Here is a 19993-nt window from a genome sequence, read left to right as displayed (position 1 = left end):
AGAGGCCACACGTGACATCCGCAGCAGCAGAGAAGCCCCTGTCCACTCAGCGCAGACGCGCCCCGATCGCGATCACGGTGGCGATCATCGCCGCGCTCCTCATCGGGTTCTTCGTGTTCTCGGGGTTCTACGCCGACCTGCTCTGGTTCCAGCAGCTCGGCTTCACTGAAGTCCTCACGACGCAGTGGATCGCGACCATCGCGATGTTCCTCGTCGGATTCGTCGGTATGGCGCTTCCCGTGTGGCTCGCCATCGAGATCGCCTACCGGACCCGTCCGGTGTACGCGAAGCTGAGCTCGCAGGTCGACCGCTACCAGCAGGTCGTCGAGCCGCTGCGTCGCCTCGCCACGTATGGCATCCCGGCGCTGTTCGGTCTGTTCGGCGGCGTCGCGGCGGCCTCGCGTTGGCAGCTCGTGCTGCTCTGGATGAACGGTACGCCGTCGGGGACCAAGGACCCGCAGTTCAACCTCGACGTCTCCTTCTACCTCTTCGACCTCCCGTTCTTCCAGGCCGTCGTCGCATTCTCCTCGGCGGTCGTCCTGATCGCACTGATCGCCACCGCGGTCGTCACCTACCTCTACGGAGGCATCCGCGTCGTCAGCCGTGAGGCCTGGATCTCGATGGCGGCCCGCGTGCAGATCTCGATCCTCGCCGCGCTGTACCTGATCCTGCAGGCCGTGAGCCTGTGGCTCGACCAGTACACGACGCTCAACGACACCGGCACGCTCATCACCGGTGCCTCCTATACAGACGTGGCCGCGACCATCCCCGGCCGGGTCATCCTCGCCGGCATCGCCCTCATGGTCGCCGTGCTGTTCGTCGTCACGGCCTTCACCGGTCGCTGGAGGCTGCCGCTGGTCGGCACCGCGCTGCTCATCGTCGCCTCCCTCATCGTCGGCAGCCTGTACCCGTGGATCGTGCAGCGCTTCCAGGTGGAGCCGAACGCCAAGAGCCTCGAGACCCCGTTCATCCAGAAGAACATCGACATGACCCGGGACGCCTACGGCATCGCGGACGTCCAGGAAGAGGAGTACGCGGCGACCACAGACGCGACGCCGGGTGCACTCCGCCAGGACGCCGAGACCACCGCGAACATCCGCATCATCGATCCGTCGCTCGTGAGCGCTTCGGTCGCGCAGCTCGAACAGTTCAAGCAGTTCTATTCGTTCGACAACCAGCTCGACGTCGACCGCTACACGATCGACGGCAAGACGCAGGACGCCGTGGTGGCCGTGCGCGAGCTGAACGTCGCCGGTCTCGACAACTCGCAGTCCTGGATCAACAACACCGTCGTCTACACCCACGGCTATGGGCTCGTCGCCGCCTATGGCAACCAGCGCTCGGCTTCCGGTGAGCCGGTCTTCCTCGAATCCGGCATCCCGACCACGGGTGCTCTCGGGGACTTCGAGCCGCGTGTCTACTTCGGCGAGCAGTCTCCGGACTACTCGATCGTCGGCGCGGACAAGGGCGCAGACCCCATCGAGCTCGACTACCCGTCCGGCACCCAGGGCGAGTCGCAGACGTACACCACGTTCGACGGCGATGGCGGGCCGAAGCTCGACAACGTCTTCAAGAAGCTCGTCTACGCACTGAAGTTCCAGTCCGAGCAGATCTTCCTGTCGGACTCGGTGAACGACAAGTCGCAGATCCTCTACGACCGCGATCCGCTCACGCGTGTGCAGAAGGTCGCGCCGTACCTGACGCTCGACTCAGACCCCTATCCGTCCGTCGTGGACGGCAAGATCGTCTGGATCGTCGACGGCTACACGACGAGCGCGAACTACCCGTACTCCAAGACCGTGAGCCTGTCCGACACGATCTCGGACTCGGTCACACCGGTGCAGAACTACGCGCTCGACGACGTGAACTACATCCGCAACTCGGTCAAGGCGACGGTCAACGCCTACGACGGCAAGGTCACGCTCTACAGCTGGGACGACAAGGACCCGATCCTCGAGACGTGGCAGAAGGTCTTCCCGTCGACGGTCAAGCCGATGTCCGAGATGTCCGGCGACCTCATGAGCCACGTCCGATACCCGGCCGACCTCTTCAAGGTGCAGCGTTCGGTGCTCGGTCAGTACCACGTGACCAACGCCGGGTCGTTCTACTCGAGCGAGGACGCGTGGGTCACCCCCAACGACCCGCAGTCCACGGAGACGAACAAGACGTATCAGCCGCCGTACTACCTCACGATGCAGTTGCCTGAGCAGAAGGCGCCGTCGTTCTCGCTGTACTCGACGTTCATCCCGCGTCAGGGTGGTGAGCAGTCCCGGAACGTGTTGACGGGCTACCTTGCCGTCGGCGCGAACGCTGGAGTCGAAGACGGCAAGCGCAGCGACGACTACGGCAAGATCCGATTGCTGACGCTGCCGAAGGACGACACGGTGCCCGGCCCCGGACAGGTGCAGAACACCTTCGACTCAGATCCAAGTGTCTCGAGCCAGATCAACATCCTGAAGCAGGGCCAGACGGAGGTGCTGAACGGCAACCTGTTGACGGTGCCGGTGGGTGGCGGTCTGCTCTACGTGCAGCCGGTCTACGTGAAGTCGACAGGTGACACGAGCTTCCCGCTCCTGCAGAAGGTTCTGGTGGCCTTCGGCGACCAGATCGCCTTCGAGGACACGCTCGATGAGGCACTCGACGTCCTGTTCGGCGGCGACTCGGGTGCCGATGCCGGCGACACGAACGTGCCGGGCGACGCGGTCACACCGCCGACCGACGGCACCGACACGGGCACGGATGACAGCACCGACACCGGCACGACGCCGAGCACCGGTGATCCCGCAGTCGACGCGCAGATCAAGACCCTGCTCAGCCAGGCGAAGGCCGCGATGCTCGAGAAGGATGCCGCGATGGCGAGCGGCGATTGGACTGCATACGGCGTGGCCGACAAGAAGGTGTCCGACGCTCTCGCGAAGGCACTCGAGCTGCTCAACGGTTGATCTCAGCCGATCGGTAGTCGCAGGCGTCGCCCCTCGGGGCGGCGCCTGCGGTCGTTTCGCGGCGCCTCGACGAGCTCGACGTCACCATGGAAACAGACTCGATTTGCGGGGTCTCAGAATGCATGCTAGGTTTATCTCTTGTGCCGCAGGGTGGAGCAGTTCGGTAGCTCGCTGGGCTCATAACCCAGAGGTCGTAGGTTCAAATCCTGCCCCTGCAACAGAAAAGATGAAATCCCGGTCTCGTTGAGACCGGGATTTCGTCGTTGACGGGCGTGTTCGTCAGGCGCGGTGTCGGCCGTTCGGCGCGCCCGCGCCGCTCTCCGGCAGTCCGTGCCCCTGAGATGCGCCGAGCCGCCGCAGGCGACCCGCAGAGCGCTCCGGATGCTCGGCCTGACGTCCCGGAACCCACACGGGGGCTGGAGCCGCGGCAGGAGAGCGTATGAGCGCGCCCGAGGACGAGAGTCCTCGGGCCCGCTCGTGCTGTTGTCGAACGTGGGATCAGATGGTCGAACGGGGCAGGTCGAAGGCTGCTGCGACGCCAGCATTCGTCACACTCCCAGCGTGGATGTTCACGCCGAGCGCGAGCGCAGGGTCCGCTGTGAGCGCAGCAGGCACCCCGCGGTCGGCGAGCGCGAGCGCGTAGGGGAGCGTCGCGTTGGTCAATGCGCGCGTCGACGTCTCGGGGACGGCCCCGGGCATGTTCGCCACGCAGTAGTACAGACTGTCGTGCACGCGGAAGGTCGGGGCGTCATGGGTGGTCGGGTGGGAGCCCTCGAAGCAGCCGCCTTGGTCGATCGCGATGTCGACGAGGACCGAACCGGGCTTCATCGCGGCAACCATGGCGTCCGTGACGAGCTTGGGCGCCTGTGCGCCGGGGATCAGCACCGAGCCGATCACAAGATCGGCGTCGCGGAGCTGCTCGGCGATCTCGTAGGCGGACGACGCCCGTGTCTGGATCTGACCGTTGAACCGGTTCTCGAGGTCGCGCAGGCGCGGGATCGAGATGTCGATGATGGTGACGTCGGCCTGCATGCCGAGTGCGTTGGCTGCGGCGTGCTCGCCGGCGACTCCTCCGCCGATGACGACGACCTTCGCCTTCGGTGTTCCGGGGACCCCTCCGAGGAGGATGCCGCGCCCGCCGGTCGCGCGCATCAGATGGTATGCGCCGACCTGCGTCGAGAGGCGTCCTGCCACCTCGCTCATCGGCTGCAGGAGAGGCAGCGAGCGGTTGGGGAGCTGGACGGTCTCGTAGGCGATCGCGGTGGCGCCAGAGGCGAGCAGGGCATCGGTGAGGGGGCGGTCGGCCGCGAGGTGCAGGTAGGTGAAGAGCGTCTGGTCGGCGCGGAGGTGCGGATACTCGGCGGCGATGGGTTCCTTCACCTTCAGGAGCAGGTCGCCGGCGGCCCACACCGCAGCCGCGTCGTCGAGGATTGTGGCGCCTGCCTCCGCGTACGCGAGGTCGCTGTTGCCCGAACCGATGCCTGCGCCGGCCTGGACGACGACCTCGTGGCCATGGCGCACGAGTTCGTGCACACCACTCGGCGTCGCGGCGACGCGGTTCTCGTTGTTCTTGATCTCCGTGGGGATGCCGATTCGCATGGCGGGTTCCTTTCGCGGGCACGGCTGTCGCGAGGTACGGCGACCGCGCGTCGATGGACGGTGTGGCACTAGTCTGGGGTTCCTGCGTTTCCAACGTGTGAACACCGCAGGAATCCGTGACTATTTGCATATCACTGCAGATCATTCGATCGAGAGGACGTCGGGTCGCATCATGATGAACAATCTTCACTCAGTGGCCGAGCTCGACGACGTCGATCACGCCCTCCTGCGGCTGCTTCGCGACGATGGACGGATGACCAACGCGCGGATGGCCGAGCTCGTGGGGATCGCGCCGTCCACGTGCGTTGCGCGGGTCCGGTCGCTTGTGGATCGCGGAGTGATCACCGGGTTCGCGGCGAGCATCGACCCGGTCGCGGTCGGGCTCGGCCTCGAGGCCCTCATCAGTGTCAACATCCGCGCGGGCGCGCGCGCCCGAATTGCGGAGTTCAGTGCGAGCATCCAGCGTCTGCCGGAAGTGGTCCAGGTGTTCTTCCTGGGCGGGTCGGAGGACTTCGTGATCCATCTCGCCGCTCGTGACAGTGCGCACGTCCGCGACTTCGTGGTCGAGCATCTGTCCGCCGACCCGACCGTCGCCTCCACGCGGACGAGCCTCGTGTTCGAGCACAGCTTCCGCGGTGTCTCGGTCGGGGATGAAGCCTGAACGGCCGTCGATCGATCGGCTTGAGGTAACGAACGGGTAACGAAGCGCGAGCCGGTAAAAGCCTGACCAAGCTCGGTTTTGATATCCGCCTCCGCGCACATGTCCGCATTTCAGGGGATACTCGATTAGCCAGCAGCTGTGAGTTTCGTTAGCGTTGACGACGGCCTGAACTGGCCGAACTACGTACCGCGTCCCGCTCCCTGTCGCTCCGTGACGGCGTGCTGGACGTACGGTCGAACGCAGCGTGATGGCAGTCGTCGCCCCACGCGATCCGAGCCCGCGCGCTGACATCAGCACGCCGACGGGGCGGATCCTGAGTCGTTCGACCCGGCCTGACTATCGACAGGAAGAGCGCTGCGCGAGAGCGCCTGCGCTTCCAGGAGAAGAATGACCGAATCGATCGCAGTTTCCGCGCAGGGACTCTACAAGGTCTTCGGCCGGAAGCCGAAGGAAGCCGTGAAGCGGTTGCAGGCGGGCGCGACCCGCGACGAGTTGACCTCCACCGGGACCGCCGCCGTCATCGACGCCTCGTTCGAGGTCAAGCAGGGCGAGATCTTCGTGGTGATGGGCCTGTCGGGTTCCGGCAAGTCCACGCTCATCAGGATGCTCAACGGGCTGCTCGAGCCGACCGCCGGGACCGTGACCGTGGCCGGTCGGCCGATCAGCGGCGTCTCCTCGAAGGAGCTGCGCGCGGTGCGTCAGGACAACATCTCCATGGTGTTCCAGCACTTCGCACTGCTCCCGCATCGCACGGTGCTCGAGAATGCCGCCTACGGGCTCGAGGTCAAGGGCGTGCCTGCCGCCGAGCGTCGGGAGCGTGCCCAGGCCGTCGTCGAGCGCGTCGGCCTCACCGGCTGGGAGGACAAGCTCCCCGGCGAACTGTCGGGCGGTATGCAGCAGCGCGTCGGTCTGGCGCGAGCGCTCGCCTCCGACACCGACATCCTGCTGATGGACGAGGCGTTCTCCGCGCTCGACCCGCTGATCCGCCGTGAGATGCAGGAGCAGCTCGTCGAACTGCAGGCGGAGCTCGGCAAGACGATCATCTTCATCACCCACGACCTCAACGAGGCGATGTTCCTCGGCGACCGCATCGCGGTCATGCGCGACGGCCGGATCGTCCAGGTCGGATCCCCGAACGACATCCTGACCGACCCGGCGAACGACTACGTCGCCCAGTTCGTGCAGGACGTCGATCGGGCACGCGTGCTCACCGCGGGAGGCGTCATGGAGCCCGCGCGCTCCGTCGTCTCCGCCTCGGCTGGCCCACGAGCCGCGCTGCGCATCATGCGCGACCTGCAGACCTCGGCCGCGTTCGTCGTCGGTCCGGGACGCCAGCTGCTCGGCGTGGTCCGGGACAAGGACGTGCTGCGCCTCGTCCGTCAGGGCGACCATGAACTCGGCGGTGTGATCACCGCGGACCTCGCGACCGTCACGAAGGAGACCGCGCTCGTCGATCTGTTCGAATCCGCCGTCGAGAGCGCCCTGCCCGTCGCCGTCGTCGACGAACGGACCCGGCTGCTCGGCGTCGTGCCCCGCGTGACCCTGCTCGCTGCCGTCGGCAACGTGTCGACGAACACCGACGAGGTCGGCCTCGTCGGACCGCCGGCCACGGTGCCGGTCGAACTCATCACCGCGACCCTCCGGTCGACGGTCGAAGATCCGCAGAACCCCGAGGGCGGACATCGCGCAGAACACGGAGAGGCCTCCATCGAGGCCGCCGGTGAACCGGCAGCGAGCCTGCAGGAAGGGAGTGTCCGATGAACGGCATCCGTCTCCAGTCGTCCGACGTCATGGACGCCATCACCCGGCCCGAGATCGGCGCCTGGGTCGAATCGTTCGTCGACTTCATCACCGACGTGTTCCGCCCGGTCTTCGATGTCATCCGCACGGTCTTCCAAGGACTCTACGACGGCGTCGATCTGGTCCTGAGCGGCCCGCCGTTCTGGGTGATCATCATCGTCGCCGCGCTGCTCGCGCTGCTCGCGCGAGGTCCCGTCTTCGCGATCGGATCCGCTGTCGGTCTGCTGATCATCGTCGGAGTCGAGCAGTGGGACAACGCGATGGACTCGCTAGCGCTCGTGCTCGTGGCCGGTCTCATCGCGGTCGTCATCGGTATTCCGCTCGGTATCCTGGCGGCGCGTTCGAAGGTCGCATCGGCGATCATCCGACCACTCCTCGACTTCATGCAGACGACGCCGGCGTTCGTCTACCTGATCCCCGCACTCATCCTGTTCCGGATCGGTGTCGTCCCGGGCATCGTCGCGACGATCGTGTTCGCCCTCGCGCCAGCGGTACGGCTGACCGAACTCGGCATCCGCAATGTCGACCGGGAGGTCGTCGAAGCGGGTAATGCCTTCGGGGCTTCGTCGTGGCGCATCCTCCGGCAGATCCAGCTTCCCCTGGCGATGCCGAACATCATGGCCGGTGTCAACCAGGTCATCATGCTGTCGCTCTCCATGGTCGTGATCGCCGGGATGGTCGGTGCAGGCGGTCTCGGTGGAGACGTCGTGAAGAGCCTTTCCCGAATCGACATCCAGCTCGGTTCGGAGGCCGGTCTCTCCGTGGTGATCCTTGCGATCTTCCTCGACCGCCTCACGGCCTCGTTGGGCTCCGGACGCAAGAAGCGCGGACAGCGTCGGAAGGCCGCGCCCGTGAAGCCCGGCGGGATCCGTCCAGCTCCGTCCTCTTCGACGACGACGACGGATTCGACCGCGGCCTCCGCTTCTGCCGGACAACCGGCCGAGGCGCCGCTCGGCGCCCGATAGCGCCCGACAACCTCCACCGACGACACCAATCCCCGCTTCGCGGGACGAAAGGAATCATCGAACATGCAGTACCGCACCAAGATCGCAGCAACCATCGCAGCAGGGGCGGCGGCCACGCTCGCCATCTCCGGTTGTTCAGCGGGCGCCTCGGAGGAGACGCTCGACAACGGTGACAAGCAGGCCGTCACCATCGCCGTGTTCAGCGGCTGGGACGAGGGCATCGCTGCTTCCGAGCTGTGGAAGGCCGTCCTCGAAGAGCAGGGCTACGACGTCACGCTCGAGGAGGCGGAGCCCGCACCGGTCTTCTCCGGTCTGAGCACGGGAGATTACGACCTCACGCTCGACGTCTGGCTCCCGACCACGCACAAGAGCTACATCGAGAAGTTCGGCGACGACGTCGTCGACCTCGGAGCCTGGAACGACGACGCCAAGCTCACCATCGCGGTGAACGAGGACGCTCCGGTCGACTCGCTCGAGGACCTCGCAGCGAATGCGGACCTGTTCGACAGCCGCCTCGTCGGCATCGACCCGGGTGCCGGTCTCACCGAGGCGACACAGGACAAGGTGATCCCCGAGTACGGCCTCGAGGACTGGGAGTTCCTGACCTCCGGAACCCCGGCGATGCTCTCGGAGCTCAAGGCCGCCACCGACGCCGGTGAGAACATCGCCGTCACGCTGTGGCGTCCGCACTGGGCGTACGACGCGTTCCCGATCAAGGACCTCGCGGACCCGAAGGGCGCGCTCGGCGATGCGGAAGGCATCCACAGCTTCGGCAAGGCCGACTTCGCCGACGAGTACCCGACCCTTGCCGGCTGGCTGAAGGACTTCGACTTCGACTCGGAGCGTCTCTTCTCGCTCGAGAACGCGATGTTCAACGAGGGCGACTCGAAGGACTACGCGCCGGTCGTCAAGCAGTGGATCAGCGACAACCAGGAGTACGTGGACTCGCTCACCAAGTAGTCGAGCGGTTCACGACGACGGGCACCGGATTCCTCCGGTGCCCGTCGTCGTCTCGTCGGTGGTGGATCAGCCGCGCAGGCGGTTCAGGCCGGCCACTGCGCGCTCGAGGACCTCGGTGCGCTTGCAGAAGGCGAATCGGACGAGCGATGCGTAGTCCGGGTCGCGCCGATCGGCACAGAATGCCGAGAGCGGCACCGCCACGACACCGGCGAGGCCTGGGAGTGCGCGACAGAAGGCTGCGGCGTCGTCCCAACCGAGCCCAGCGGCATCCGCCACGATGAAGTAGGTCCCGGACGGGCGGAACGTCTCGAAGCCGGCCGACGCGAGCCCGGCGCCGAGGAGGTCGCGTTTGCCACGCAGCCCGTCGGCGATCGCCGTGAACGATGCGTCCGGCAGCCGCAGTCCGACGGCGGTCGCCGGCTGGAACGGCGCGCCGTTGACGTAACTCAAGTACTGCTTGACGGTCGAGATGGCCGAGACGAGTTCACGAGGGGCGGTGAGCCAGCCGATCTTCCATCCTGTCGTGCTGAAGGTCTTCCCGCCGGACGAGATCGTGATCGTGCGTTCTGCGGCTCCAGGCAGTGTCGCGATCGGCATGTGAGGCACGTCGAAGGTGAGGTGCTCATAGACCTCATCGGTGACGATCAGTGCATCGTGCCGTTCAGCGAGTTCGACGATGAGTTCGAGCGTCGACCGGTCGAACACCGCGCCGGTCGGGTTGTGCGGCGAGTTGACGAGGATGATCCTCGTCCGGTCGGAGACGGCTGCGCGGAGTTCGTCCGGGTCCGGCTGAAAGTCCGGAACGCGGAGCTTCACCGTGCGATGGTGTCCGCCGGCGAGTGCGATGAGGCCTCCGTACGCATCGTAGAACGGCTCGAAGGTGAGCACCTCGTCGCCGCGCTCCACCAGCGCGAGGAGGGTGGCGGCCAGGGCCTCTGTCGCTCCGGCGGTGACGAGTACCTCGCCGTTCGGGTCGGCCGTCAGCCCGTAGAACCGATGCTGGTGCTCGCTGATCGCTTGTCGGAGGTCGAGGGTGCCGGGTCCCGGCGGGTACTGGTTCTCGCCGCGCTCGATCGCGGCGACCGCCTCGGCCAGTACGGCTGCCGGACCGTCCTCATCCGGGAATCCCTGCCCGAGGTTGACCGCTCCGGTCCTGGCTGCGAGCGCGCTCATCTCGGCGAAGATCGTGGAGGAGATGTGCCCTTCGTCATCGATGAGCCCGGCTCCCTCCGCCGTGCGTCGCCAGGGTCCGTCTACCGTCACGTCGATCTCCCGTCTCCGGCCCGCGGCATGGGCCGATCCCAATCTAGGACACACCCCTCAGCTCCTGAGGGCGAAGCCCTAGCCTGCGCACAGGCGGCACGAATGAAACACTCAGCTCCGCACGGAAGGCTGACAGCGCTTGGAAGGAGCAGAATCACCATGACCGACACCGCAGACGGACAGCAGCCCGCCGACAACTCCGAGTCCACCCCGACCAAGGAGACCACCCCGCAGGCCGCGCCCGCCGAGGACACGATCGCTTCCGGGCCGTCCGCCGCACCGGCGCAGCCCGAGCAGCCGACCGCGGAGGTCCTCGGCGCCGACCGCACCACGGAGGTCCTCGGCGCAGCCCCGCTCGCCGAGCGTCACACCGCGGGTGCCTACTTCCCGCCGCCGACCGCCATGCCGCCGGCTACGCCGCTGCCCGGTCAGCACGCTCCTCACGCGTTCGGCGCTCAGCAGCAGCCCGGTTCGCCGTACCAGCAGCCGAACGCACAACAGCCGGGCTCGGCCTTCGCCCGCCAGCAGGCACCCGGTCCGTACGCTGCATACCAGCAGCCGCAGCCGGGCCAGCAGCACTCGCCCTACGGTGGAGCACCCTACGCCGGGGCGCAGCCAGGAGGGGCCCCCCAGCAGCCCGTGCAGGCGACGCCCCGCCCGAAGAAGACGAACCGTCCGCTCGCCGGCATGATCGCAATGCTCGCGGTGGGTGCGCTCATCGGAGGAGCCTCCGGTGCTGGTGCCACGCTGTGGGTCACGAACGCGACGAAGTCGAGCGTGTCGAGCAGCGAGGCCGGTTCCAAAGCCTTCACGATCAACGACGACGCCGATGTCAGTCTGACCACCGCCATCGCGGCCACCGCCGGCCCGAGCGTCGTCACACTCTCGGTCCAGGGCGCAGACAGCGCCGGCACGGGTTCCGGCATCGTGTTGAGCAAGGACGGGTACGTCCTGACGAACACCCACGTCGTGACGCTCGACGGCCAGGTCGCCGATGCCACCATCCGGGTGACAGACGCGAACGGCAAGCTGTACAACGCGAAGATCGTCGGAACCGACCCCGTGTACGACCTCGCGGTGATCAAGCTCGACGATGCGTCGGGCCTCACCCCGATGGAGTTCGCCGACTCCGACAAGCTGAACGTGGGCGAGACGGCTGTGGCCATCGGCGCGCCGTTGGGCCTTGCCGGAACCGTCACCGACGGCATCGTCAGCGCGCTCAACCGCAGCATCACGGTCGCATCCTCAGCGGTCCCGGATTCGGGTTCGAGCGATGACGGAGGCTCCGACAGCGGATCGGACGGCGACAGCCAGAGCCCGTGGAACTTCGACGTGCCAGGCCAGACGACCCCGACGCAGTCCACCTCGTCGATCTCCATCGCGGTCATCCAGACCGACGCAGCGATCAACCCGGGCAACTCCGGTGGCGCGCTCGTCGACGGCACGGGCAAGCTCATCGGTGTCAACGTCGCCATCGCGAGTGCCGGAAGCACGGACTCCTCGTCGCAGAGCGGCAGCATCGGCGTCGGTTTCGCGATCCCTTCGAACATCGCGAAGCGAGTCTCGGATGAGATCATCAAGACCGGCAAGGCCACGCACGGCCTACTCGGGGCGACCGTGAAGGACGCCGCGAGTGACGCGAAGAGCACCGTCGCCGGAGCGCTGATCGACAAGGTGACCGACAACGGCGCCGCACAGGCGGCCGGGCTCAAAGCCGGCGACATCGTCACCGAGTTCAACGGTGTCCCGGTCACCGGGGCGAACGACCTGACGGCCCAGGTCCGGGCGCTCGCCGCCGGCGCGACCGCGAAGCTGACGTTCACCCGTGGCAACGACTCGCAGACCGCTGACGTGACGCTCGGGGAACTCGCACTCTGAGGTTCGAGTGCCTCTGTCCGGACGACGCCCGCACGGCTCCCGTGCGGGCGTCGTCCGCGTCCGCGAGCGACACGGAGGCCGAAGATGCCCGGCTGCTAGGCTCGATCGAACGAATCACGGAGTGAACCCCCATGCCGAACGACCGAGTCCAGGCCGACGCACCGTCGTTGCCCGGAGTCTCCTACGTGATGCCCGTGCTGAACGACGCGCGGCACGTCCGAGCTGCCGTCGACAGCCTGCTCGCGCAGGACTACGCGGGCGAGATCGAGGTGACGATCGCCGTCGGCCCGAGCATCGACGGCACCACTGAGCTCGTGCGACAGCTGCAAGCCGCCGACCCGCGGATCCACGTGCTCGACAACCGCGTCGGCTCGACGCCGGCGGGACTGAACCTCGCGATCTCCGCGTCGACCCATCCGATCGTGATCCGGGTCGACGCCCACTCGGAACTCCCGTCGGACTACGCACGGCTCGCGGTCGAGACGATGCTCCGCACCGGTGCGCAGAACGTCGGTGGCATCATGGACGCGCGAGGTCGGACGAGCTTCGAGACCGCCGTGGCGCGCGCGTACGGATCTCGGGTCGGCCTCGGCGGGACACCACATCATGTCGGTGGCCTCGAAGGTCCGGCGGACACCGTCTACCTCGGGGTCTTCGACCGCGAGATGCTCGTTCGGGTCGGCATGTTCGACGAACGCATCAAACGTGGACAGGACTGGGAACTCAACCGACGGATCAAGCAGGCAGGCGGACTGGTATGGTTCACCCCCGAGCTGCGTGTCGTCTACCGCCCGAGAGCGAGCATCAGCGCGCTCGCTCGACAGTTCTTCTCGACCGGACTCTGGCGCGGCGAGCTCAGCCGGAGCTTCCCGACCCGGGGCACCCTGCGGTATTTCGCGCCGCCGGTGCTGGTGCTCGGCATCACGATCGGCACGCTGTTGGGTCTCGGAGGGCTGCTCCAGCTCGCCGTGGGCGCTGTGCCCTGGCTCCTGATCGGGTTCGCAGCGCCGGCCGCATACGCACTCATCGTGCTGCTCTCGAGTGTCGTGGTCACCGGACGGGACGGCCTGCGGACGAGCCTGTGGATGCTCGTCGTGCTCCCGTGCATCCACTTCTGTTGGGGAACGGGCTTCGTGCTCGGCTACTTCTCGCTCGCGAAGAGCATCTCAGCACTCCGCAATCGACCGAAGGGTGGCTAGATGTCGGATCAGCATGCTGAACAGACGGGCCCCAGACTCACCCGGCCGCGGACGATCGCAGAGCTCCGCGCCGTTGCACAACCGCCGGAGGTGCGCGCTCGCCGGAACGCCGAGCACTGGACAGCCGACCTGTACCTCCGGGATCTGTCTCCGTACCTGACCTGGCTGTTGTTGCGCACCAGCATCAGTGCGAACGGTGTCACGGGTCTCATGATCCTCACCGGGTGGGCGACGGCAGCAGCGTTGCTCATCCCAGGATTCGGCGGGGCCGCGCTCGCGCTCGTGCTCGGGCAGGCGCAGATGCTGGTCGACTGCTGTGACGGGGAGGTCGCCCGTTGGCGGAAGACCTCGAGCCCCGCCGGAGCGTTCCTCGACTCCGTCGGACACTACTCGACGGAGTCGCTCATCGCTGTCGCCCTGGGCGTCCGCGCCGCAGGCTGGCCGGTCGACACCCCCGTCGACCTGGCGTGGATCACACTCGGGTTCGCCCTCGCGCTGTTCGTCGTGCTGAACAAGGCGCTGAACGACATGGTCCGAGTCGCCCGCGCAGGATTCGGCGCGCCGAAACTCACATATTCAACCGCTGAGTCGGCGCCGCGTGGGGGAGCGCTCGTGCTCGCCCGGAGGGTCGCCCGGTTCCTGCCGTTCCATCGCCTGTTCCACTCAGTGGAGCTCACGATGGTGATCTTCGCCGCGTCCGTCGTCGGTCTGTTCATCGGTGATGTGGAGGCGATGCGCTGGGTGCTCGCGCTGCTCGTTCCGCTCGCTCTGCTCACCCTGGTCGGTCACTTCGTGGCGATCGTCTCCTCGAAGCGGCTCCAGGCCTGATGGCCGCGCCGTCCCGCGCGATTCGCACCGTCGGCGTCGTCGTCCTGACCCAGGGGACGAGGCCGACGGATCTCGCGGCCGGCATCGAGAGCGTGCTGGCGCAGCTCGACGTCGAGCTCGACATCGTCGTGGTCGGCAACGGCTGGGAACCGCGCGGATTGCCGGTCGGCGCCCGCGGACTCGCCCTGCCGGAGAACGTCGGCATTCCGGCTGGCCGTAACCGAGGAGCCGAGGTCGTCGAAGGAGAGTTCGTCTTCTTCCTCGATGATGACGCCACGATCCCGTCTCCCGCGTTCCTGCGGGATGCGATCGACCTGCTCGACGCGGACCATACGATCGGTCTCGTGCAACCGCGACTGGCCGATCCGACGGGAATCCCGACGCCGGCGCGCTGGGTCCCGCGCACCCGTGACAAGGACCCGCTGCATTCGAGCGCGGTCTTCTCCTGTCTCGAAGCCGCGATCGTGATGCCGCGCGTCGTCTTCGACGCCGTCGGCGGGTGGGCGGAGCCGTTCTTCTACGCCCACGAGGGAATCGAGTTGGCTTGGCGCGTCTGGGACCAGGGGCGACGAGCCTGGTATGAGGCCACGCTGGAGGCGAACCACCCGGTCACCGAGCCGACGCGCCACACCGAGTACTACCGGCTCAACGCGCGCAACCGCGTGTGGCTCGCTCGCCGCAATCTGCCGCTCCCGCTCATCCCGCTCTACGTCGGTTCCTGGACGGGGATCCAGATTCTCCGCTGGTGGAGGAAGCCCGAGGCGCTGCGCCCCTGGTTCGGTGGCTGGCGCGAGGGCTGGCGCACGGACCCCGGCACGCGCCGTCCGATGCGCTGGAGGACCGTCTGGCGGATGACCCTCGCTGGTCGGCCACCGATCATCTAGCCGGGTGCAGCCCGTCGTGATCCCGCTGTGATGTGGCGTGGCTACGCTTGGCGGGTGGTGACGCTGACATGGGACTGATCAAGGACGGCCGTCGAGCCTTCACGCTCGCCAAGGAGTTGTTCGCCAACCGCCGCGCCCGAGCCGTGCTCGCGGGGCGGATGCAGGCCGCTCCCGTCATCGAGCCCGGCCGCTACAAGATCGCGGTCTACTTCGCCGACGGCGCGGTGAACATGTACCAGATCCGGCAGTGGTACAAGCCGCTTGCGGAGCTCTCCAAGCGGTGGCCCGTGCTCATCCTCAGCCGCGGAGCGACGGCGGCCGCGAAACTCTTCGAAGAGTCACCGATCCCGACCGCCTACGTCCGGACCGTCGTGGCCCTCGAACGCACGCTTGCTGAGCAGGACATCCGTATCGTCCTCTACGTCAACCAGAACGCCAAGAACTTCCAGATGTTCCGGTACGGCCAGCGGTGGCACGTCTTCGTCAACCATGGCGAGAGCGACAAGATGTACATGACCACGAACCAGTTCAAGGCATACGACTACAGCCTCATCGCGGGCGATGCCGCCAGGAACCGACTCGAGCGGGTGCTCTGGGACTACGACTTCGACAAGCGCGCCATCCCGATCGGCCGTCCGCAAGCGGATCACTATTCGGGCGAACTGCCGTACACGCCGGACGCGCGGACCGTGGTCCTCTATGCGCCGACGTGGGAGGGCGATCGCGCGGCCGCGGCCTACGGCTCGATCGCGACGCACGGCGTCGCACTCGTCGAGGCGCTCATCGCGACCGGTCGTCACCGCGTCGTCTATCGCCCGCATCCGCGGAGCGGGGTGGTCGATGCCGTCTACGCGAACGCGAACCGCGAGATCATGGCTGCGCTCCAGGCGGCGAACCGGGAGGACCCGACGGCGCAACACATCGTCGACACCGGAGCGGACCTCGGTTGGCAGCTCGATGCGGCGGATGCTGCGATCGTCGACATCTCCGCGATGGTCTACGACCGACTCGCGAGCGGCAAGCCCCTCATGATCACGCGTCCAGTGAACCCGGAGGCGGAGATCGACACCGGCGGCTACCTCTCGGCATGCGAGTGGCTCGACGCGGGTGATGCACCAGACATCGTCGGCGGTATCGATCGCCTCCTCGACGACCCCGAGACGGTCGCGCGGCTGCAGCACTGGGTCGAGTACTACTTCGGCGACACGACCCCCGGCGTGACGACCGAGCGGTTCCACCGTGCGATCGATCAGCTGATGACGGAGTGGGAACGGTTCGCACTCCTGCACACGAAGGACGGCCCGAAGCTCGAGGAACACGAGGACGACGATGACGAGGACAGCGACGATCATTGACCATGCCGATGGCCCACGGCGTGGGCCGTGGCGTGGAGACGCCGCCCAGCTGGTGCACGTAGCGTTGGGCGGATGAGTTCCCAGTCCAGCCGTCTGCGCTCCCTCGACGGTGTGCGCGGCATGGCCAGCGTCGTCGTGGTGCTCTATCACGTGTCGCTGCTGGCACGGCCGTTCGCGACAGGACGCATCTCCGAACCCGCCTGGGACATCGCCACCGAGACACCGCTGAAACTGTTGTTCGCAGGAACCGAGGCCGTGCAGGTCTTTTTCGTGCTGAGTGGTCTCGTTGTCGCGTTGCCACTGCTCCGAGGCGGTGCGAGCTGGCCAGGGTTCTTCGCTGCACGGTTCGTCCGGCTGTACCTCCCGGTCTGGGGGGCTCTCCTGCTCGCCTCCGCGCTCATTCTGCTCGTCCCGCGGGACCCGTCGTCGGTCTCCTCTGGCGAGTGGATCGCGAACGCCAACGCGACCAGCGTGGACCCTGTCAAACTCCTCCGTGAAGCGACGCTGACCCCGGTCAGCTACGACCTCGTCAACACCCTGTGGTCGTTGCGCTGGGAGCTCATCTTCACGTTGTTGCTGCCGCTCGCCGTCGTCCTCGCCGTGCTCCTCAGGCGATGGGCTCTGCCGCTCGCCGCACTCATGGCCGTGATCATGGTGCTCGGACGGGTCGCCGGGTCCGATGCCGCCGTTTATCTGCCCGCGTTCTTCATCGGCACACTCATCGCGGTGCGGCTCGAAGACCTGCAGGCTTGGGCGAGCGCTCGGCCACGTCGCCTGCAGTGGTCCGTCCTGACGGCCGTGTCCGCGCTGCTCCTCGTCGCGAGCTGGATATCCAGGCCTGTCGTCGAGTCGTCGTCAACGGCAGGGCAGGCACTCTGGGGGCTCTCGGGAGTCGGTGCAGCCGGATTGATCGTCGTTGCGATCGGAGGCCCGCTCGCGCGCCAGATCCTCGAGGTGCGACCGGTGCTGTGGCTCGGGCGTGTGTCGTTCAGCCTCTACCTCGTGCATGCGCCCATTCTGGCAACGCTGGCGTTCGCATTCGGCGATGAGCACTGGTGGCTCGTCGGTATCGTGGGGATCCCGCTCAGCCTCCTGGTCGCCGCAGGCTTCTTCGCGGTGGTCGAACATCCTTCGCACGGGCTGGCGCGGCGAGTCGGCCGTGCCGTCCAGTCGTTGGTGGAGTGGGTCCGAGCGCGAGTGGTCAGCCGGCGCGTGCGGCGAGGGCCCGCTGGGTCTTCCGGCGAGCTGCCGAGCGCAGCTCGTGAGCCCAACGACGGGTGACCGCATCGTCGTCGTACTGTTCGGCGGTCGACCGGGCATGACGTCGCATCCGGGCGACCTCGTCGTCGGGGAGCGCCAGGAGTCGTTCGATCGCATCGGCGATCACCGACGGCTCAGCTGACGCGACGAGGAAGCCGTTCCAACCGTCGCGGACGAGGTCGGCAGGCCCGTAGGGCACGTCGACGACGATCGGAAGGCAACCGGCCGCCATCGCTTCGATGAGGACGAGGGGGAACCCCTCGGAGGTCGAGGTCATGACGAGGAAGGATCCTGACCCGAGCTGCTCGCGGGCGGCTCGGTCGTAGCCGTGCAGCGTGATGCGCTGGTCGGGGTCCTCTGCAGCGATCAGCTGCTGCAGTTCGTCGAACTGCTCGCCGCCGCCGTAGACGTCGAGGGTCGGCCGGAGCGCGGCGGTCGATGCGGCGAGGACGCCCCGAACGGCATGGGCGGGCCGTTTCCGACTCGTGAGCGATCCGAGGAACAGCCCTCGCTCGCGCGGGCGGTCGGCACGCGCGACATCCGACGGCACGAGGTTGCGCGAATTGGGGATGACATGCAGGGATGCATGCTCACCGAGCATGGCGATGATGTCGTCGCGTTGCCGGTCGCTGAGGACGGCGACGAGGTCGAACTCGTCGAGCGCCTCGAAGACCGCCCGACGCGACTCGCGGAGTCGTCCATGCGGCCGTTCGGTGCCCTGCAGATGCGATGCGTGCACGACGTGTGCCGTGACGACCTTCCGCTTGCGGTAGCTCAGGACGAACGGGGCGATGGTCTTGCTGTCGACGATCATCCACGCGTCGTCGCCCGCGGTGAGCGCGTCGAACCATGCACGGTACAGGGACCAGATGCGGCCCCAGGAGCGGACGGGGTGGCCGTTCTCGTCGCACAGGACGACGGACCGCCCACCACGTGTTCCGTGCTCGCGGGCGTCGCGTCGATCGGACAGCAGGAGGGAGCCGTCCACCCGGTAGACGTCGACCTGCAGGATCTGACCGTCGGAGTCGTGCCGCTCGCGGCTGAGCACGGCATCGTCGCGGCGACGTTCGACCGCGCCCTCGTGCGGTTCGAGCGGCGTGAAGACGTGGCGTTCGAGGTCGACCGAGCCGCCCGGCAGCGGGCGACTCCGGAGCCAATCCCACAGGTTGACGATGCGTATGCCGTCGACCAGGTCGCCGCGGGCGTGCAATCGGCTCTCCAGTGTGGGGTAGTCGGGCCGGTGGTCGAACGTCACGACGTCGACGGGTCGTCCTTCCAACCGGACGAACGCGCGCGAACGTTGCAACATCGCCTCGGTCATGCCGCCGAATTCATCGGCGAGTCCCCAGGTGACAGCGAAATGACGGCCGTCCGGAAGTGACCTCCGGCGGCGGAACAGAGAGAATCCCACGGTTCGACGCTACGGCATCGAGCTGGACGATAGCCGCACTCGCCGCCCGGAGGCACGATCCTGTGGGGCACCACGGGCGACCTCAGGCACGCGGGATCTGCGGGTCAACCGGGTTCTCGATGACGATGGTGCGTGGTTTGCGTCGCAGCATCTTATCTCGCATGTTCGCGAGGCTCGGTCGGTCGGTCGCTGCACGCATCCGTGGCTCGAGGTCGAGCGGGACGACGAACGGCGGTGGACCGAACGCCTGCCGTGCCGCCTTGACGACCTGCCGGCCGAGGACATGGTTCCCGATGCCTCCGACAGCGGCCCCGATCCCGAAGGGCAACGCCTTCCCGACGAGACCGGCGCCACCACTCGCGGCGAAGTGCTTCACGAAGCGCACGCGCAGTTGGTCGGCCACCGGTCCCATGAGCATCGACGGCACGCCCTGAGCGATCATCTCTCCCCAGAACGCTTGGCGGGGCACCCCCTGTCCGACCGCCTGCGAACCGAGGTTGCGGAGCAGGTCGGTTCCGGCCTTGCCGAGCATCATGGTCATCACGAGCGCCCGCGACCGCACCGGGTCGGCGAGCGCGATGCCGTGCACCTCGGTGACGGACTGGGCGAAGAGCGCCGTCGCCTCGAGGAATCCGGCGGTCTCGACGCCGGAGAGCGCGAGGGTCGTCGCCGTACCGATCGCAGGTACCACTGCCGTCGCCCCGACCGCCGCTCCGGTGGTGGTGACGGTCGTGAGATAGCGGCGTTCCAGAACCTTGATCAGTTGGTCGGCGGTCGCGTTGGGGTGCGCGCGGCGGATCGAGCGGATGTGTGCGACGACGACGGGGCGCTGGACCCAGAGCAGTCGATCGAGCGCACGCACCCACCCCGGCTCGGGTAGTTTCGGGAGCTGCGATGCAGCATGGGGGAGCGATGCCGGACCCGGCCCGGGTCCCTGCTGTGGTCCGGTCATGAAGACCTCCTCATCGGCGGGCGGCCAGTCTACGTC

General features: G+C 67.3%; 15 protein-coding genes and 1 tRNA gene. 12 read left to right on the top strand and 4 right to left on the bottom strand.

All coding sequences use genetic code 11. The annotated features are described in order from the left end of the window. The first annotated feature begins 11 nt into the window (after positions 1 to 11). Positions 12 to 2942: a UPF0182 family protein gene (locus tag ABMA10_RS14100; RefSeq protein ID WP_431030631.1), complete on the top strand. Its 2931-nt coding sequence runs from the start codon at positions 12 to 14 to the stop codon at positions 2940 to 2942. Between the two features lie 144 nt (positions 2943 to 3086). Continuing rightward, positions 3087 to 3160: transfer RNA gene (locus tag ABMA10_RS14095), tRNA-Met, on the top strand. A 280-nt stretch (positions 3161 to 3440) separates the two neighbouring features. Here ABMA10_RS14095 and ald read toward each other — a convergent pair. Continuing rightward, on the bottom strand, positions 3441 to 4541 hold the full coding sequence (ald, locus tag ABMA10_RS14090; RefSeq protein ID WP_347866525.1) for an alanine dehydrogenase: 1101 nt from the start codon (positions 4539 to 4541) through the stop codon (positions 3441 to 3443). A gap of 172 nt (positions 4542 to 4713) precedes the next feature. Between ald and ABMA10_RS14085 the strand changes: the two genes are divergently transcribed. From ABMA10_RS14085 to ABMA10_RS14070, 4 genes are all read left to right on the top strand, one after another. Continuing rightward, the gene (locus ABMA10_RS14085) at positions 4714 to 5202 is read left to right on the top strand and encodes an Lrp/AsnC family transcriptional regulator (RefSeq protein WP_347866526.1); all 489 of its coding nucleotides are present in this window, start codon (positions 4714 to 4716) and stop codon (positions 5200 to 5202) included. Positions 5203 to 5589: 387 nt separating this feature from the next. After that, positions 5590 to 6963 (top strand): quaternary amine ABC transporter ATP-binding protein, encoded by a 1374-nt coding sequence (locus ABMA10_RS14080; protein ID WP_347866527.1) that lies wholly within the window; start codon positions 5590 to 5592, stop codon positions 6961 to 6963. Between the two features lie 29 nt (positions 6964 to 6992). Then, positions 6993 to 7967: an ABC transporter permease gene (locus tag ABMA10_RS14075; protein WP_347866567.1), complete on the top strand. Its 975-nt coding sequence runs from the start codon at positions 6993 to 6995 to the stop codon at positions 7965 to 7967. A gap of 63 nt (positions 7968 to 8030) precedes the next feature. Beyond that, complete coding sequence (locus ABMA10_RS14070) at positions 8031 to 8927, top strand: glycine betaine ABC transporter substrate-binding protein (protein ID WP_347866528.1); 897 nt, start codon at positions 8031 to 8033, stop codon at positions 8925 to 8927. Positions 8928 to 8993: 66 nt separating this feature from the next. On the opposite strand, the gene ABMA10_RS14065 is transcribed toward ABMA10_RS14070, so the two are convergent. After that, positions 8994 to 10190, bottom strand: coding sequence for an aminotransferase class I/II-fold pyridoxal phosphate-dependent enzyme (locus ABMA10_RS14065; RefSeq protein WP_347866529.1), 1197 nt, complete (start codon positions 10188 to 10190; stop codon positions 8994 to 8996). A 159-nt stretch (positions 10191 to 10349) separates the two neighbouring features. Here ABMA10_RS14065 and ABMA10_RS14060 point away from each other — a divergent pair, with 159 nt between their 5' ends. The 6 genes from ABMA10_RS14060 to ABMA10_RS14035 all read left to right on the top strand — a co-directional run bounded on the left by ABMA10_RS14060 (position 10350) and on the right by ABMA10_RS14035 (position 17615). After that, positions 10350 to 12068 carry a S1C family serine protease gene (locus tag ABMA10_RS14060; RefSeq protein WP_347866530.1) on the top strand — a complete coding sequence of 573 codons (1719 nt, stop codon included), beginning with the start codon at positions 10350 to 10352 and terminating at the stop codon, positions 12066 to 12068. A 131-nt stretch (positions 12069 to 12199) separates the two neighbouring features. Then, on the top strand, positions 12200 to 13267 hold the full coding sequence (locus tag ABMA10_RS14055; RefSeq protein ID WP_347866531.1) for a glycosyltransferase family 2 protein: 1068 nt from the start codon (positions 12200 to 12202) through the stop codon (positions 13265 to 13267). Next, positions 13268 to 14095: a CDP-alcohol phosphatidyltransferase family protein gene (locus ABMA10_RS14050; RefSeq protein WP_347866532.1), complete on the top strand. Its 828-nt coding sequence runs from the start codon at positions 13268 to 13270 to the stop codon at positions 14093 to 14095. It begins immediately after the preceding gene. After that, positions 14095 to 14979 (top strand): glycosyltransferase family 2 protein, encoded by an 885-nt coding sequence (locus ABMA10_RS14045; protein ID WP_347866533.1) that lies wholly within the window; start codon positions 14095 to 14097, stop codon positions 14977 to 14979. The genes ABMA10_RS14050 and ABMA10_RS14045 overlap by 1 nt, the downstream gene beginning before the upstream one ends. Before the next feature lie 68 nt (positions 14980 to 15047). Further along, the gene (locus ABMA10_RS14040; protein WP_347866534.1) at positions 15048 to 16334 is read left to right on the top strand and encodes a hypothetical protein; all 1287 of its coding nucleotides are present in this window, start codon (positions 15048 to 15050) and stop codon (positions 16332 to 16334) included. 72 nt (positions 16335 to 16406) lie between these two features. Next, positions 16407 to 17615 carry an acyltransferase family protein gene (locus ABMA10_RS14035; protein WP_431030630.1) on the top strand — a complete coding sequence of 403 codons (1209 nt, stop codon included), beginning with the start codon at positions 16407 to 16409 and terminating at the stop codon, positions 17613 to 17615. Here the strand turns inward: ABMA10_RS14035 and ABMA10_RS14030 are convergent. Next, positions 17536 to 19005, bottom strand: a complete 1470-nt coding sequence (locus ABMA10_RS14030) for a glycosyltransferase (RefSeq protein ID WP_347866536.1) — start codon at positions 19003 to 19005, stop codon at positions 17536 to 17538. The two genes, ABMA10_RS14035 and ABMA10_RS14030, sit on opposite strands and share 80 nt — an antisense overlap. A gap of 82 nt (positions 19006 to 19087) precedes the next feature. After that, positions 19088 to 19957: a hypothetical protein gene (locus ABMA10_RS14025; RefSeq protein ID WP_347866537.1), complete on the bottom strand. Its 870-nt coding sequence runs from the start codon at positions 19955 to 19957 to the stop codon at positions 19088 to 19090. Positions 19958 to 19993: the final 36 nt, after the last annotated feature.

The sequence above is a fragment of the Plantibacter sp. RU18 genome, from assembly GCF_050613355.1.
Lineage (GTDB): Bacteria > Actinomycetota > Actinomycetes > Actinomycetales > Microbacteriaceae > Plantibacter.
Note: the sequence above shows the minus strand (reverse complement) of the source record. Positions and strands in the feature narration are given on the sequence as shown.